Origin of the sequence: Priestia megaterium, from assembly GCF_041941685.1 — a bacterium.
Taxonomy (GTDB): Bacteria; Bacillota; Bacilli; order Bacillales; family Bacillaceae_H; genus Priestia; species Priestia megaterium_C.
Genome location: NZ_CP130965.1, coordinates 20,613 through 37,463 on the forward strand (window position 1 = coordinate 20,613; position 16,851 = coordinate 37,463).

Genomic DNA, 16,851 nt, shown 5'->3' on the forward strand with positions numbered 1-16,851 from the left:
TTGATTTAACATTAACTTTTTTTATATTTATTTTCAGTGGAGGATTCATTTTTAGTTTTCTTTTTATTTCTTTCATCTTGCTTTTCTATCTTTAACTCTTCAGTTGGTATTGGATCGACTGTCTCTTCAATTTTAAAGCGATCAAATAGAGTTTCATTCTCCGTAGGATACTGCTCAGCATGCTCCCTTTTTTTAGTCTCTTGAGGATGGGGGACTTTTTTTCTTGACTCTGTCATTTTGATTCCTCCCTGTTCCGACTATATAAATCCATATAGATCTCCTCCTATAGATGCGATATTTATTTACTTTTATCCTAACAAAGATGATCTTAAACCTATACTTATCGAAGTTTTGATTCAATTATGAAGATAAATAAAATGAGAGGAAAGACTCTAAATAAGAAAAAAATACCATGATTGATTGGTTTTACTTAGGGGTAAAGTCAACTAAATATTTTAAAAGGAGTGAATTACTAATGGAAATTCTATGGATGCTAATCGTTGGTGGAATTATCGGGTGGCTCGCTGGTTTAATTACGGGACGTGATGTTCCTGGAGGTATTATTGGCAATATAATTGCAGGCTTTATTGGCGCTTGGTTAGGCGGCCTTATCTTGGGAGATTGGGGACCAGTTGTTGGTGGATTCGCAATCATTCCCGCAATTATTGGATCAATTGTTTTAGTATTAGTTATAAGCTTTATTTTACGAAAAATGGGTCAAAAGAATAATCATAGTCATCATGCATAAGAAAGTGAAAAAATTTAAATTGGAATGACTAAAAATGAAAGAAGAAAACAGATCTATGTTATCTAACTTTTTTGAAGAAAATCGATTTGAACTAGATTCTTATCTTACTTTTTTGTTTAATCAAATTAATAATGATACTGAAAATGGGTCAAAAGTTTAATGAAAGGTGAGGTACTTTTTAGAGGAAAAGACAAAAAGATATTAAATCAGAGTACAATATAAGCGACCTTGTTAATTCAGTTTAGAATATATAAGGTCGCTTATTATTATGGAGAATGTTTAGAAATAAAGAACAGTAGTTCTTATTTACAGGCAACATTTAAAGGTTATTTATACTTTATTGAACACTCCCTTGGGCGCGTGACGGGGTGTTTTTTTAATTTGTTCCGGAAATGAACATTATGTTATGTTTACATAATGTGGATTCTCAAGTCTAAATGCTTGATATTCACATTAAAGATTGAGCTAAAAGAAAAAGACCTTCCGGTCTATTAATGATTAGTGCTTGAGCTAACGTCGCCCGTTAGTAAAAAACACTTGAAATTATCTCTTTGCAAAAGCTAACTTCATTCCCAAAGTTATCAACATCAATCCTGTTAACCGTTGAAATGCAGCAAGAAAAGATGGCTTATTGAACCATTCTCGAATGTAATTAATCAAATTAACATAGAAAAACAACCATATAAAAGTTATTAAAACGGGTGTTATCCCTATAATCATCATCTTTAATAAATTATGCTCACCAGGCACGATAAATTGCGGTAAAAATGACACAAAGAAAATAATAGCTTTAGGATTAAGTACATTGGAGAACATTCCTTGCAAGAAAAATGAACCTTTGGGTGTTTTCTCCGACGTGGTAGCATCCGAGGTGAAGTTTCGCTTCTTTGAAAAAAGCGTAAATATCCCCATCAAAATAAGAAAGGCAGCTCCAGCATATTTTATAATAGCAAAAAGCAAAACAGATTTAGCAATAATAGCAGATAAACCAAGAACTGCAATTGCTATATGAACTGTAATACCTGCACAAATCCCACCAGCTGTTTTAAAACCTACTTCTTTTCCCTGAACAAGTGTATTTTTAGTGACTAATACTGTATCAGCACCAGGAGTAAGTGAAATCAGTAAGGTTGTTATGACAAATAAATAATAATGATCCATATTAACATCCTCCCTCCATTAAAATTAACCATCTTAATGATAGTTTAATTAACCTACCCAGTTTATTCAATAAAAAATAGGGAAGTCGCAGCAACCTTTCTTCTTTAACTAATATGCCTGTTAGTTAAAGAAAAAAAGAAGCAAATTGAGGGAAAAAGGAAATTAAAACTGGAAGATTTTGCGGGGGTGATGTTTTATGTTTTCTATGCACAGTATATACATTTCTACTTAACATAATGTAATTTATCGGAAATAATGTGCAAAGGAGACCTTCTTTTGAAAGTCTCCTTAATGTTGATTTTATCTAATATGATTAGCATATTCTCATAATAGCTTCCTTTCATTTAGGTTTCTATTCCTACTTATCCTAATCTTTATTCATAGGAAAAAATTTATTGGAGAAAATAATACAAATTATTAAAGTATGGAGGAAGTTAAGTGAAAGAGAAAAAACAGATTAGGCTAACCTCAGCAGAAATCGCTCAATTGTGGGCTCAATACTTAAGTGATAGTGCTAGTCAGTGTATATTACTTTATTTTTTAGAAAAAGTAGAAGATGAGGAGATCAAACCTATCATTGAATGTGCTGCACAATTATCTAGTAAACATATACAAAAAATAGCTAACATACTGACTGAAGAGAAACATACGATTCCTCAAGGATTTAAGGTCGAAGATGATGTTAACTTAACGGCGCCCAGACTTTATTCAGATACATATGTATTACAATTCATTCATCAAATGTCCAAGGTTGGCCTGACAGGCTATGCGGCTAGTTTATCTTCAACAGTAAGAAAAGATATTACAGATTATTACAAAACGTGCCTAGTAGATACCATGACCTTATTTGAAATGTCCAAGGATACATTATTAACAAAAGGGATATATGTCAGATCTCCTTATTTTCCTAATTTAGATCATGTTGATTTTGTTGAGAAGCAAAGCTTTATATGGGATTTTTTTGGAGAAAAACGGCCTCTTTCAGCAATAGAAGCAAGTAATCTTTATGCTAATGCGCAAAGAAATGCGTTAGGTATTGCTACTCTAATGGGTTTTAGTCAAGTAGCCAAATCAAAGGATGTTACACAATTCTTTATTAAGGGCATTGAAATTGCTAAAAAACATGTTCAATTGTTTAGTGAAAAATTAGCAGAGAGTGATATTCCTATCGCTGTATCATGGGCTGCAGAGGTAACAAATGTGACAAGTCATGTCTTCTCAGAAAAATTAATGATGTCTTATGTTGCTACCTTAAATGCGTTAGGTATAGGTTTCTATGGTACTGGTATAGCTCAAAGTCCTAGAATCGATTTAGGGGTCATGTATAACAAAATGTCCGTGCAAGTACAGATGTATTCAGAAGATGGAGCCAATATCATGATTGAAAACAAATGGCTAGAACAGCCTCCATTAGCTTCTGATAGAAAAGAGCTTGCAAATAAGAATAATCAATCCTAACTTTGAACAAACTACTCAAGACGCCGTGAGGCATCCAATATCCAACACGAATCTCTTCTCCAAGAGCAGAAAAAACTACTTCTCGGACTCAGAAGTAGTTTTTTCTGTTTTTACGCTGTATATCATATACAAAGGTAGTTAAGTCGGGTAGGCAGGCACTCTCACGAGCGCCCGCCCCCCTAAGAACCGTACGTGACAGATTTCCCGTCATACGGCTCAAGCCTTCTTTTTATCCGAACAACTTCTTTATTTAATACACGGTACATGTACTAATTTAGCAGTTTTACCTGCGGAAACCTCTAGGTTTTGTACCGCAACTTTTTCTCCATTTTGTAGAGTATACTTACACAATGCACAACGATATCCTTGCTTTCTTGCGAGTTTCATCCTGTCTAGCGTATTTTCACTATTAAAGACCTTACGGTCTCGCTTTTCCCAATATTCTTTTAAACTAGGATCATCTGGGCTGTTTTTATAGGCTACCATCACATGACGCTCTATTTTAATCCAAGACATCTTTAACAATTGAATATTGGTAAGTGGACATGTGAGCACCCATCTATCATTTCCCCCATGATGGGGTTTCTTAAAATAGCGCTCTCGAATCCACTTCCACGACTTCTTTGGATGCAATTGTCTAAGGTGTTTTCTTATTTTCAAGAAAACATAATTGTCCATATATCCAAACGTCTTTTTTGATACGACATGTTTCCAATACTGTCCGTAACCACGAATAATAGGGTTTAAGACACGTATAATTTCTTTTATTGGTTGTCCTCTCATCACTGCGAACGTATCTTTTATCTTACCTTTTGCTTTTTTGATGCTGTCTTTGCTAGGTTTAATCAATAACTTATTGCCTTGCTCAGTCTTGTATTGACGAAGTGAGAAACCGAGAAAATCAAACCCATTCTCGATATGCGTTACTTTTGTTTTATCAACACTCAATTTAATCCCGCGTTTTTTTAAATAAGGAGTCAACTTTTGATACATAAGTTGAGCTTGCTCATTAGTTTCCGTTACGATGACGAAGTCATCTGCGTAAGCGACACGTCCCATCTTACACTTTGGATCAATCTTGTAGCCTGTGCCTGATTTGTATGTTTTTCGGTAAACAATACCAATCTCTTTTTCCATTCCATCTAGCGCTATATTAGCTAAAAGGGGAGAAGCTACACTTCCTTGGGGACTTCCTTCCATTGTGTTGTGAAACATACCTTGCTCCATATATCCCATCTTGAGCCATCTTCCAATCAGCGTGTTTCCTGCAAACGTAGACGTTTGTTTACTTATCCAATTATGGTTGAGATGGTCGAAACACCCTAGGAAATCTCCTTCAAACACCCACTTTTTCTTACTATTCGTATTGAGCTTGTTAAAGAGATTGCTGATGGCATCATGAGTGCTTCTTTTAGGACGGAAACCGTAGGAACTAGCTTCGAACCTGACTTCCCATTGCGGTTCTAGTGCGTTCTTTACGACATTTTGATAAACTCGATCTCGTATCATCGGGATACCGAGAGGCCTTAATTTCCCATTCTTCTTAGCGATAAACGTTCGTTTCGCTGGCTTTGGGCGATGCTGAAAAACATTCCGTCTTAGTAATTGTTGATACAGTTTGATACGTTCGTTTGGTTGTGAGGCCGTATAGCCGTCTACACCAGGTGTTCGCTTTCCGGTATTTTGTTGCGTCACTCTGCGAATGGAAAGTAATAAATTGGCTTTACTCCGGAGGAGTAAACGTTGAAGTTTCCTTACTCTTCTTCGTTGATTTTGTTGTTCGGCACGATAAATTCTTTGTCGTAACTTCGTTACATATTGTTGTATAGTATTTCAATCAATAGAGTACCAACCTTTATGCGAGACGTGCGCCGACGCTCGTAGAGAGGTATTCATAACAGCACGCTCCTTTTCGTCAGAAGATAGCCACAAATTTATTTTCGTGTTGAAGACCAATGAGAAGTAGGCGCTCTTTCGATCCTGTCATTGTCTGTAAAGACGACAGTATCCGTCCAGTTATACAATGTTCTTGATTTCCTGTTCCTTTTCAGGGTAACGGCTTTCGCTTTTTCTCATATCCCATACCCTCTGTCACATCGTTTGACTTTGCAGTCATCCTACTGCTTATGCAGATGACATAGGGCTTACCAAGTTCCACTTTCTACAGATGCAATAAGGGTAGGTAGGTTCTTTACTCCGGGCAAGATGCGGGACGCATCAGAGCAGCATTATGATTCTACTTTTCCTCTTGCCAAGACCCAAGCAAAGCTGTGCATTATCTTGAGCTAACCGTTACGAAGCTTACAAACCTTCACTTTCGTTTACCATACCTATCTTCTCCTAGCAGTATTCTGGACCATGCATTTGTCCTCTGTTTCCGCATTTCCTCATGCAACCGACAGACTCGTTACCAAGAATGCCGTTTCGGATGGAGATCATCTTTGCGTCTAGATGAGTAGCGTTAGCTACACTGTAAGAAAGCGACTTCTTGTCGCACCATAATCACAGTTATCGGAAATCAAAGAGGCGATTCTTGTTGAACTAATACCTTTGTTAATTCAACAAAATTTTCGATATTCATATGATAGTTTGTGTCCTACAACTAATTTTGAATCTAAATTTTTCGTACCTTTTTGACTAGAATAAATATATATTTCTAACTTTTAGTGGATTATGTTCATCTTCTTTTACTTTCAAAAATGTACTGAAATCCATATAAGAGAAAAGCCTTGTAAAAGAAGTAAAGGAAGAATTGAAATGCATTAAATCGAACTAATTTAAATAATTTTATCTTTACAAATAAAGTTTTAGCTAAAAATGCAAAAAATAATTGGAAAAGAGCATTTAGCGTAATAAACTTTTTGAAATTTCCGTATGTCCATTTTAATGACCATAAAGCCACCGCCAGCATTGGACCTATTAAAAAAGGAAATTCATTATAAATAAAGGAATGTGGTTTATTATAAAAAGACCACCATCTAAATTTCTTTCCAATAGGAACATCAATACAATTTATTAAAAACGCAAAAATAAAAGCCGGGAAAAATCTTTTTATACTGCGCCAGTCCAAAAAAGATATTGATACCCAGGAGAGTAATACCATTGCAATATTAAATAACCACTTATTTTTCATTGACATATTTAAACTTCCCTTTATTTCTTTTTATTTAGAGTTTCTTTTTTTGAAAGAAAATATGCATTTATGGTTAGTTAGTAAAAAATGCTTTTTAAACTAATCTGTTCGGTTTGTTGATGAAGATAATACATAAGTAAATAGCCCATAAATTCATTCGTGGGCTATTTACTTTTTAAATGAATATGATATACACCCTTAGTTAACATAATGTAGCTTACAGGAACGAAAAAGCCCTTTAAATAAACAAAAATATTTTCTTCTAATGTAAAAATGTATAGTTTTTATTTGTTAAACAAATAAAGAGTAGTGGTTAAATAAAAAAGGAAAATAACTATATATAAGAGAATGTATGTCAGTGGAAAGAAAATAGATTTATGACATTTTCAACAAGGCATCTTTGCATAATTTTGATTTTTCTTGTGAATAGATCGGAAATTTTTTATAAAGGGGATGGAAATCATGTTTCACGCAAAGGATGTTTTAGCCGATCAGCTGTTAGCAAATGCTAATGATCCTAGCTGGTACCAACCATTTTCAGCTTCCATTGAAAACTTGTCAGAAGAAGAAGCTTTTTGGAAGCCTAACAAGGATAGTAATAGTATAGCTGAGATTGTGCAACATCTACTTTATTGGAATGAAACATGGCAAACTAGGTATCAAAAATCTCATGTCAATGCAGTACCTTCTATAGGAAATAATAATAAAAGTTTTATAATTGCAAAAAATCAAACATTTGATAATTTAAAAGGTCGACTATTAGAAGTACTGTTACAATGGCAAGAGTTATTAACTGAAGAAAAAGTTGAAAGAGATGTAAATGGTTTTTCTGAACATGTGAAGTGGTGGGGGGTACTTGGGAATATAACTACTCATAACGCATATCACATTGGTCAAATCATTTATATTCGGAAACTACAAAAGAGCTGGAAAGAAAATAGTGGTGAAGAGAATTAATCGAAGTCGATAATCGATGTCCCTGAATGAAATGGAGCATAAAGTTCTCCTTTTTTATGTAGAACTTATTATTTAGCAAAAGCTCGAAATGTTGATAAATCAACGATGTATAAATGATAAATTTAGAATTTAGGCGAGCCCTTATGCATCAAGTGCTCGTTTGCTTGCTTAGTTCCGGAAAATTAGATTATGGTAACTAAGAATCCATAATCTATACAACTTGAAAGAACAGAAAACCCAACCTCTAAGTCCTAAAGGTTGAGTTTTCTGTTTCACGACTTTACACAATGATACCCTACGGCATCTTTAGTAGTTTGCTCCGAGTATTAAATACTATCCATTTAATGTTTCTAAACAAGAAATATCTCTGTATATAATTGAGAGAGAGATAACACATCTAAAGAAGTTATAACAATTTATTGTCCCACTTCTTTCTTGGTCAAAAGGATTTCTTGCTTGTTTGCTTCTTCTTCTTCTTGTTTAGTAATTATATGATTTTCTTCCATTAATGAAAGAACGATAGAACGTCGCTCTTTTGCTAAATCTATATTGTTACGAGGAGAATATTTACTAGGTGCTTTAGGCAAACCAGCTAATAAAGCAGACTCCGAAATCGTTAAATCTTTTGCATCTTTCCCAAAGTATTCTTGTGCAGCCTCCTGAATTCCGTAAGCTCCACTACCGAAATAGATGTGGTTTAAATACATCTCTAAAATTTGATCTTTGGAGTATTTTCTCTCTAATTCTAGAGCATACGCAATTTCTTTCGTTTTCCTAGTAAGTGTTTTTTCATTTGAAAGAAATACGTTTCGGGCAAGTTGCTGTGTAATCGTACTGGCTCCTTCACTTTTACTTCTTTCCAAGACGTCTCTATATAAAGCTCGAAGGATACCTTTCGGGTCAACACCCTTATGTTCATAGAAGCGTTTATCTTCAGTTATAACAAAAGCCATTTTAAGGTAATCTGGTAATTCCTTCAAAGTAGCAATTCTCTTGTCTTGAGTTGGAGAAAGATCCTGAATGCCAGCTCCATTTTCATTGTCTAATATGACCCCTTGTACATAGTTTCCAGCTGAACAACTAGTTAACAGAAAAGTGCATAATAAAAGAATAAAAAACTTTCCAATTACTTTCTTTCTTAGGGAACCCTTAGTCATGATGTTATTCCTCTTTGTGTGTTATTTTGATAAATTAAATGCTCATTACACATTTTTTTCTTCGACAAGTCCTTCACATAGATATACTTTCTCTGTAAATTCTTCAAGCACTTTATTGCATTCTTCAAAGAGATCCGATGATTCTTTATTAGTCTCACATAAAAAATAATCTCTTTTCTTTATTTTTACCAACCATTTTTTTAACCTTCTTAATTCAGCCTCATTTTCTTCTATTTCTCTAAATGAAAAGTTTTCTTTATTAGTCTCATCTTCTATTTCTTGTAAGAATTTATTTGATTCCTCAATAAATTCATTGTATTCCAAGGCGCGTTCCTGATTGAACTTAGATTTTATCATTTGCTCCGAAGAAAGCGAAAGTCTTTCAATTTCAAGGATAGAGGTTTCCCCTCCACTTTCATGGATGAATAATTCAAGTTTTTTTAACTTTTTTATAATTTCTTCCTTAGAAGGTAAGATACAAACTGATTGTTGAAGATAATGAACTCCAAGTGTTTTGAGATTCCTCCAAACTCTAACCCTTGCTGAAGAGGGTTCTGAAGGAATCTTATACGTAAAAATAATCCAGTTAATTGTAGACATATCTCGGACTCCTCATAATATTTTTATTCATTTTAGCACAAAAATTAAAAATGTAACACTTGTTGCATTACATGATAACAGAAGATAAAATTTATTAGATAGCGAAAGATGATGTACATAATAGGGGGAAATATATATGGGAGAAGCACTAACTAAATTAAAAGAACAGGCAAGGAAGTTAAAGCAAGAAATTTTTGTGTTAGTAGAAGCTAACAAACATCCTAAAGTTCCATTTTACGTAAAATTGTTATCCATATTAATCATAGCCTATGCATTTAGCCCAGTAGATTTAATTCCTGATTTTGTACCTGTACTGGGATATCTAGATGATATCATACTTATTCCTTTCGCAATCAAATTTGTCTTAAAATTAATTCCTAAAGATGTACTTGATGAATGTCGCGAAAAAGTAAGAGAATCGGAGAATGTTAAAAAGAAAAATTGGACTGCTGGAGTTATCATTATCTTATTATGGATAGCCGTTTTATATTGGATTTTTAAATTATTTTTTAAGTAATAAGTTAAAGGGTTCTACTGCAAAGACTTGACGAGGATATAAAGTGACAAAAACAGAAATTTCACCATTAGTAATATAGACTTTCTTTAAAAAGTTTTTAAACTAATATTTAACAAAATGTGTTATATATCTTACTGTTAGTTTTCATAGATTTGCACCTTAAGAATTAATTACATATAAAAAAGAATCCTTTGCTGATCATTATTGGCAAAGGATTTTCAAATTTATTGGAATAGGGGGAATACGTTATTAGTTTGGCCAGATTTGTAGATTCATATACATATGCCTTTAAAAATAAATATTGTAATTGTTTTTTTTTTTTTTTTTTTTGGGGAGATAACCTTATCTATTTTTTGTAATTCGGTAAGTAAATAGTAAAGTATTTTATTTATTATTAAGGTTTTACTATTTACAGTTAGTGACGACAAATAGAACCTTTTTCTACAATGTAGGTAAATGATAACTCTATTTTTAAGAAAATAAGTTAATTATCACTTAATCAAAGTGGATGTTTAGATGAAATCTTAATTTTCCTTACCTGATTAAACAGTAGGTAAAATAAAAGCTAAAAAGAGAAATTTAAAACTAACAGGATTCTTCTTTTTAAGCATAGAAGGTAATAATAGTAAGTTTACCAATCAATTGGGGAAAAGGAGGAGTTAAGGTGTATATTAGCAAAAAAGACGATATTCAAGATCATTTAATTAAAAAAGGATATGACGTTAAAGAATTCATGAATGAAAATGGGGATTGGCACTATTTCAAAGTAAGTACAACATGGTCAGGAGTTCATACAGTAAAAGTAAAAGGTGGATTTTTTGGATACGATATCAAAAAGTTAAATAATTAAAAACATTTATTTTAACTAAAGATGTATACCATATACAGGTTAAAAACAGAAAAAACTACCTATGCTGCGACGGAAGGTAGTTTTTCTGTCTACAAGGTGATAAGTCGATGAAGTAACTATCATGAGTAGTTTGCTCAAGTTGTTATTTATTATCCGTTTATAGTGGGGGAAGAATATAAATTAATTTCTCTTACTGGTTATTTGTACCAAAAGATTGGTAAGAAAGATAATAGTAAAGGGAACAATGCAAACAATGAAGAGTGTACGAAAGATCATATAAACCTTATTATTCATTTATATTGAATCCACCTTTATATCTTTGAGTAAACTTTTTTGGGTTTCTTAAATAGTAGAATGTTCGAATAAAGGGAAAGTATTCATCTCAAATAAAACAATAGGGTTAATCATGCTGATATTTTTAGCTTTTACTTCTCATAATGGTGATATGGTAGGTCATTTGTCTTGGAGATCATAAAAAAAGCCAGCTCATTGAGCTAACTGTAGTTTATTGTTCTTTATTGGATTAAAACTGTTGAGATAGACTTTTTCTTGAGCATACTTGAAATAATACCCCAGTTCATCTTGGTGGATTTTTCGAGTAAAGAATCTTTCAAGTGTAGTGTTCTTAGCACTGCCAAAGAAGTAGTCTCCTGTATCAGTATAAAAGATGTCAATAGCATAAATAGAAAAGTCATAAACATATGGAAAGCTGTACACAGCAAACTTACTAGTAATACCTTGCTCATACCTCTTGATGTGCTCTGTCTTTTTCATAATATTTCAACTCCCTTGCCTTAAGGATAACAGTACTCTGGAGAGTAATTCCTTTTTTTTATATAAAATAAAAAGGAGGAACAACAAATAATAAAATTGTCCCTCCAAAGCAGAAAATGAACAAAACATGCTGCATATACAATGTTTTGTCATTAATCGATAGTATACCATGAGAACGATGTCCTATAACCTTTGATACACGTATGTATAAAAAATGAAACATCTTGTAGCACTACTGACACATTGTTGATAAAAAAAGGCATCATCCCATCATAAAACACGGCATATACAGCCTAAAATAGAAAAGCTACTGTTGAGGCACAGTAGCTTTTCATTAAAGAGAATAGGTTGCAAATACCAATATCAGCAGGTATTCGATTACATTTTGTTCCTATTTTCTAAAAAATATACTAACAGCAAAAGAAAAAACTACCCCATGGATGTAAGGTAGTTTCTCAAATATACATCGAAAAAAAGGAAAACTTTGCTGATGGAGCTTTCACGTTCTTCTGTAGTTTGCTCAACATAGAGAATGTTATTCATTATTGCAAGTACGCAATGATCTAAAATTGAATATGGCATATTGTCTATAAAGGTAAATTACTTTTTGTACGTTCATAAAGGTTTATTTTATTAACTAAATAGACATTTTATCATTAGTTTTTCTTATAGTCTAAAAAGGTGTACCTTTTTAGACAACATTGTACTTTTGAATTATCTGTAACAAAAATGGTTGTTTTTGTTACGTTAGATAAACGGTAAGAACAAGGTTCTGAAAGATAATTACTCATTAGTTATCAATTGACTTATAGAATCGATTTACGTTACCATTGAACAAACTTAATACTCCAAAGGGGAGTAGCTGTACAACAAAAGTCGTCATTACGAAACAGGATGTTTCCGGCTTTGTTGGCAATCTTAATTGTTAGCAAGACCTTTGCCTACGTTTTTAGTTAGGTGAAGGCTGTGTTTATACATCAAGCGCTTTTATCTACTAAAAAGATAAAAGCGCTTTTTGTTTATTATAGATTTAAAATGATTATGAGGAGTGGTTAGACCATGTTCAAGAAACTGTTTGATTCACTAATGAATAATAAACATAAGCATTATAGTAGCAGTGATTACAAAAGAGGAAGATCAAAACCTTTTAAGAGTTATAGCAGTAGTGACGATTATAAAAAAAGACGTGACCATCACGGAAGTTATGGACATCATCATTATAAGGGAAAAAGAAAGAGTGGAAGTTTCTTTAGTAGTTAAATAAGAAAAATGCTACCTCATTCTAATGGCATTGGAATGAGGTAGTATTTTAAAGAAATCTATAACTGGAGTTAAATAATAACATATTCTTGATATAAAGACTATATTTTACTGGACGAGCATATGTATAAAAAGCTGCATAAAGAAGAAAAGAGAACCTTATAGGAACCTTTTATTTTAAGTTCCTTTGGGACATGCGTTTATTATAGCTATAGAAAAATCAACTGTATCAAAGAATTTATTATATATTGTATATTAATTAACTAAAAAAGGTTATTTACTACTTTTATCTAATCTTATAAAAGAACAAGTGCATAAAAGCTAGGTTATTCCCCTAATATACTTGCTTAAACAAATGAAATGAGGTGTTTGACTATGAATAAAATGGAACTAATCAGTGCCGTTGCAACAAAAGCAGATCTCACACAGAAAGACGCTACAAAAGCTGTGAATGTAGTATTTGAAACAATTGCTGCCGAACTTGCCAAGGAAGAAAAAATCCAACTAATTGGCTTTGGTACATTTGAAGTACGAGAACGTGCAGAACGAACAGGTCGAAACCCTCAAACAGGTGAAACAATGCAGATTCCGGCTTCAAAAGTAGCTTCCTTTAAAGCAGGAAAGGAATTAAAACAAGCTGTTAAATAACCTCGTGTATCTACAATGGATAGAAAAGTTCTAGGATTATTCAAAAGAGCTTTTCTATCACATACATAGAAAAGGCGCCTTCTTTTGATTTTTATAAAGTGATATAGGTTTATAAATTGAACATTCATTGGCCTTTATTTCTGCATGTATGCTCTGCTGCTTCAATCAAATCCTTTCACAACCGTAACTATTGTACCATTTCAAAGACTTTTTTCATTTTACGTAAAATCTTTTATAAATTTATTCAAGAGGGGGTAAATCGGATGTCACAAGAAATCGAATTATTGAATATGGGAATTCATTTATGTAAAGAGATTAAAGGTTTATTAGAAGAAAGAGAGCATAGGAATGTAGTTTTTAAACAATTAGTTACCAAAAATGATTTCTCTCCATTGCCTTTAGAATATGAGAAAAAATAATCTCTTTTAAATGACATAAATCATAGAAGTACTGAAAGGCAGTTTTACTTTGTTTTTCTGTTATTTATTTACACGAAAAAATTTAGATTATGTGCAGAATACCTCCATGCAGGTATTCTGCATAAATCGTCATACCCAAAGGTTTATTAAAATTGAACACTGGGTATTATCAAATCAAGACGATGTGTTAATAGTACCGCCTGTGCATAGGGTGTGTCCTTCTCCATTCTGTGAAAAATGGCGCCTAAAACGGCGTCATTTTTTTATTTGCAAACAAGTTTATGGATTCTTGTACGAAGGTTGCATTTATATAAAAAAGGTATATAGATTCCTATCTAATGGAATCTATTTTTACGCAACTATTCAAAATGTTTTTGAGTGAACTTCCCTTTCTTTTGGACAGACCGGTCTCATTGTACTCTCTCATCTAATTTAGGTTCATATTGATGAATACAATGCATAACGATTGTATGAGCAACGGGTAATTTTTAATTTTCCATCATTTCCATGTTTAGAAGGTCACTTACAAATATTTTGAAGTTTTTGCACAAGAACCTCATTATGTATATAGTCATATCCTAATAATCTTTTAGTGAAGTTAGTAATGATAAAGAACGTTGAAAGATCAAATTAATTTAAGTTTAAGATGTCTCTATTGGGATAATATAATAAATAAGCTAGTTTTAATTATAATCTGGTTTATTTTCTATATTCTAGGAGGAAACAAAAATGGAACACGGTAAAGTGAAATGGTTTAATGCTGACAAAGGTTTTGGATTTATCGAGCGTGAAGATGGAGAAGATTTGTTTGTTCACTTCTCGGCTATTCAAGGTGACGGGTTTAAATCCTTGGATGAAGGTCAAGAAGTGACGTTTGATATCGAACAAGGGCAACGTGGCCCACAAGCGACAAACGTACGTAAAGCATAAGAAACCATAATAAAAAACAGACTCTATCTTCAGAGTCTGTTTTTACTTAAAAAGATTTTTATATCAAAACTTATTCACGAATCATTATTATTCATGTTTCATTAATTCTTCTTCAAAGAAAAAAGTACTTGGGTATTTATTGACCGTATAAGAGTATCTTTTCATGTTTTTTACATAATGACTTTTTAAGATTGTCACTAATTCATTCGATACTCTTATATTTACTATTTCTCCATTACTAAATATTTTTACGCTCATAGCCCTCATCCTCTATCGTATCAAAAATAATAAAATTTTCATTTTTATTTATCGTGAGACATAATGCAAATCTCACAAGATTCTTTATTTTATACAGCTCTTTTGTCTGATATTTTTTAGTTCTCCACAATCATAAGGCTTAACAATTAAAGATGCCGTGTGATTCTTATAATGGAGCTGAGAAAGGCTTACATCAATTCGTATAGGTTTTCTGATATATGCGTTAAAAAAGTAAGCAACCTTTCTTCGATAGTTGGTTCACGAAGGGATAGTTGTAGTTTGACACCTTACGGTGTGATAAACCTCAATACCTACTAATGAAGTACATAGTCATAAAACAGTAAGGGATTATTTTCTATACTTTTTTTCACGCCATACTGTTTCTTTTCTGCCTCTACTTCTCTTACGCTCCGTTTTTGCCTTTTCATTACGAAGTGGTGCCACTTCAGTTAATTGGACAGGAGCCATATTGGATTCTTTTGTTAAGAGCTTTAAAGTGGCTGACAATAAAGTAACAGAATCCACCTCTTCTAATAACTTTTCCGCCACAGGTTTATATTCCCCTAGCTCTCTCTTGTCGATGGTGTTCAAAACGCGGTGTATGATTTCTTGCTGATTTCCTGCCATTACTTCACTAGAAGTGGGAGGCGATTGTCTAGACATCTTTGTTTTCGTAACATCTTCAATCACTTTTAAGTGATGACGTTCTCTCGAAGTTATAAATGTAACCGCCAATCCCTTATTACCTGCCCGTCCTGTTCGACCAATGCGATGAACATAGCTTTCAGGATCCTGAGGAATATCAAAATTATAGACATGACTGACACCTGTAATATCAAGTCCTCTTGCTGCAACATCGGTTGCGACCATAATCTCAATCGTATGCTCCTTAAATTGACGAATCACATCAGCACGTTTTGATTGCGTAAGATCTCCATGAATACCTTCTGCTGCATATCCACGCTTTTTTAGCCCTTCAGCAAGTTCATCCACACGTTTTTTTGTGCGACCAAACACAATCGTCAGGTCTGGTGCTTGAAGATCTACAAGATTACAAAGAACATCAAACTTTCGATTTTCCGGAATTTCTACATACTGTTGTTCAATATTCTTTACGGTTAACTCCTTCGCTTTTACTTTTACGAGTTCAGGAGTGTTCATGAATTTCTGGGCTAAACTTTGTACTTGCTTCGACATGGTTGCTGAAAATAGTAAGGTTTGATGGGGAGAAGAAATCCCCCCAAGAATTGTTTGGATATCTTCAATAAAGCCCATGTTTAACATCTCATCTGCTTCATCCAGAACAGCCGTACGAATATGATTTAAACGAATCGTCCTTCTTTTCATATGGTCCATAAGACGTCCAGGGGTTGCCGAGATAATATGTGGTCTGTTCTTAAGGGCCTTGATTTGACGATTAATGTCCTGCCCCCCATAAATGGGTAACGTTTTAACTCCTTTTACCTGTCCAATTCGATTTAATTCCTCAGCTACTTGAATAGCCAGTTCACGTGTCGGTGCTAGAACGATTCCCTGAATCGTTTCTTCAGCAAGCTCAACTCGCTCTATAAGGGGTATGCCAAAAGCCGTTGTCTTTCCAGTACCGGTTTGAGCTTGTCCAATTAGATCTTTACCTGTCATAGCTATTGGAATAGCTTCAGCCTGAATCGGCGTAGCCTCTTCAAAACCCAAGTTATGAATGGCCTTTTCAATGTCCTTACTTAAATGAAAATCAGAAAAATTTTTCAATTGTTTTGTGCTCCTTCTCTTACTTAAATTCAGAAATGAGAAAAGTTCTCTTTAACCAGAGATGTTGCTTATTCATTCCTGCGTAGTGTAAATCAATGTTACTATCAACGAGCATCTATATTCTAACGTATCTGTACAAGACCAATTCATGCCTTATTTTATCCATGCTTAAGTCTATTTATAAATTCTTATCATACCTATATAGAGTGGTTTAATTTAGAAAGATATGGTT

Annotated in this window: 16 protein-coding genes and 1 pseudogene; 9 read left to right on the plus strand and 8 right to left on the minus strand. The window is 33.3% G+C overall.

Features of this window, described 5'->3' with window-relative positions; translation table 11 throughout:
- Positions 1-11: 11 nt before the first annotated feature.
- Entirely contained in the window at positions 12-236 is a 225-nt protein-coding gene (locus Q5794_RS30570) for a hypothetical protein (RefSeq protein ID WP_214988542.1), read from the minus strand.
- A gap of 239 nt (positions 237-475) precedes the next feature.
- Here Q5794_RS30570 and Q5794_RS30575 point away from each other — a divergent pair, with 239 nt between their 5' ends.
- A complete protein-coding gene (locus Q5794_RS30575) occupies positions 476-748 on the plus strand; it encodes a GlsB/YeaQ/YmgE family stress response membrane protein (RefSeq protein WP_214988544.1) in 273 nt (90 codons plus the stop codon).
- A gap of 543 nt (positions 749-1,291) precedes the next feature.
- Here the strand turns inward: Q5794_RS30575 and Q5794_RS30580 are convergent.
- Positions 1,292-1,909, minus strand: coding sequence for a LysE family translocator (locus Q5794_RS30580; RefSeq protein WP_214988546.1), 618 nt, complete (start codon positions 1,907-1,909; stop codon positions 1,292-1,294).
- Between the two features lie 438 nt (positions 1,910-2,347).
- Here Q5794_RS30580 and Q5794_RS30585 point away from each other — a divergent pair, with 438 nt between their 5' ends.
- Entirely contained in the window at positions 2,348-3,367 is a 1,020-nt protein-coding gene (locus tag Q5794_RS30585) for a DUF3231 family protein (RefSeq protein WP_214988548.1), read from the plus strand.
- A gap of 246 nt (positions 3,368-3,613) precedes the next feature.
- Here the strand turns inward: Q5794_RS30585 and ltrA are convergent.
- Positions 3,614-5,263: pseudogene (ltrA, locus tag Q5794_RS30590) on the minus strand (group II intron reverse transcriptase/maturase).
- Positions 5,264-6,044: 781 nt separating this feature from the next.
- Positions 6,045-6,506, minus strand: coding sequence for a hypothetical protein (locus Q5794_RS30595; protein ID WP_214989239.1), 462 nt, complete (start codon positions 6,504-6,506; stop codon positions 6,045-6,047).
- Between the two features lie 456 nt (positions 6,507-6,962).
- Here Q5794_RS30595 and Q5794_RS30600 point away from each other — a divergent pair, with 456 nt between their 5' ends.
- Positions 6,963-7,457 (plus strand): DinB family protein, encoded by a 495-nt coding sequence (locus tag Q5794_RS30600; protein WP_214989238.1) that lies wholly within the window; start codon positions 6,963-6,965, stop codon positions 7,455-7,457.
- Positions 7,458-7,873: 416 nt separating this feature from the next.
- Here the strand turns inward: Q5794_RS30600 and Q5794_RS30605 are convergent, their stop codons facing one another.
- Complete coding sequence (locus tag Q5794_RS30605) at positions 7,874-8,437, minus strand: transglycosylase domain-containing protein (protein ID WP_374989582.1); 564 nt, start codon at positions 8,435-8,437, stop codon at positions 7,874-7,876.
- Between the two features lie 222 nt (positions 8,438-8,659).
- Complete coding sequence (locus Q5794_RS30610; RefSeq protein WP_214989236.1) at positions 8,660-9,214, minus strand: Chromate resistance protein ChrB; 555 nt, start codon at positions 9,212-9,214, stop codon at positions 8,660-8,662.
- Positions 9,215-9,350: 136 nt separating this feature from the next.
- Between Q5794_RS30610 and Q5794_RS30615 the strand changes: the two genes are divergently transcribed.
- Positions 9,351-9,731 (plus strand): YkvA family protein, encoded by a 381-nt coding sequence (locus tag Q5794_RS30615; protein ID WP_214989235.1) that lies wholly within the window; start codon positions 9,351-9,353, stop codon positions 9,729-9,731.
- A 664-nt stretch (positions 9,732-10,395) separates the two neighbouring features.
- Complete coding sequence (locus Q5794_RS30620) at positions 10,396-10,581, plus strand: hypothetical protein (RefSeq protein WP_374989583.1); 186 nt, start codon at positions 10,396-10,398, stop codon at positions 10,579-10,581.
- 486 nt (positions 10,582-11,067) lie between these two features.
- On the opposite strand, the gene Q5794_RS30625 is transcribed toward Q5794_RS30620, so the two are convergent.
- Complete coding sequence (locus Q5794_RS30625; protein WP_214989234.1) at positions 11,068-11,355, minus strand: hypothetical protein; 288 nt, start codon at positions 11,353-11,355, stop codon at positions 11,068-11,070.
- Positions 11,356-12,414: 1,059 nt separating this feature from the next.
- Here Q5794_RS30625 and Q5794_RS30630 point away from each other — a divergent pair.
- The 4 genes from Q5794_RS30630 to Q5794_RS30645 all read left to right on the plus strand — a co-directional run bounded on the left by Q5794_RS30630 (position 12,415) and on the right by Q5794_RS30645 (position 14,612).
- On the plus strand, positions 12,415-12,615 hold the full coding sequence (locus Q5794_RS30630) for a hypothetical protein (protein WP_214989233.1): 201 nt from the start codon (positions 12,415-12,417) through the stop codon (positions 12,613-12,615).
- Positions 12,616-12,990: 375 nt separating this feature from the next.
- Entirely contained in the window at positions 12,991-13,263 is a 273-nt protein-coding gene (locus Q5794_RS30635) for an HU family DNA-binding protein (RefSeq protein WP_214989232.1), read from the plus strand.
- A gap of 263 nt (positions 13,264-13,526) precedes the next feature.
- The gene (locus Q5794_RS30640) at positions 13,527-13,682 is read left to right on the plus strand and encodes a hypothetical protein (RefSeq protein WP_177564139.1); all 156 of its coding nucleotides are present in this window, start codon (positions 13,527-13,529) and stop codon (positions 13,680-13,682) included.
- Positions 13,683-14,411: 729 nt separating this feature from the next.
- The gene (locus Q5794_RS30645) at positions 14,412-14,612 is read left to right on the plus strand and encodes a cold-shock protein (protein WP_177564136.1); all 201 of its coding nucleotides are present in this window, start codon (positions 14,412-14,414) and stop codon (positions 14,610-14,612) included.
- A 606-nt stretch (positions 14,613-15,218) separates the two neighbouring features.
- Here the strand turns inward: Q5794_RS30645 and Q5794_RS30650 are convergent.
- Positions 15,219-16,619, minus strand: a complete 1,401-nt coding sequence (locus Q5794_RS30650; protein WP_214989231.1) for a DEAD/DEAH box helicase — start codon at positions 16,617-16,619, stop codon at positions 15,219-15,221.
- Between the last annotated feature and the right edge of the window lie 232 nt (positions 16,620-16,851).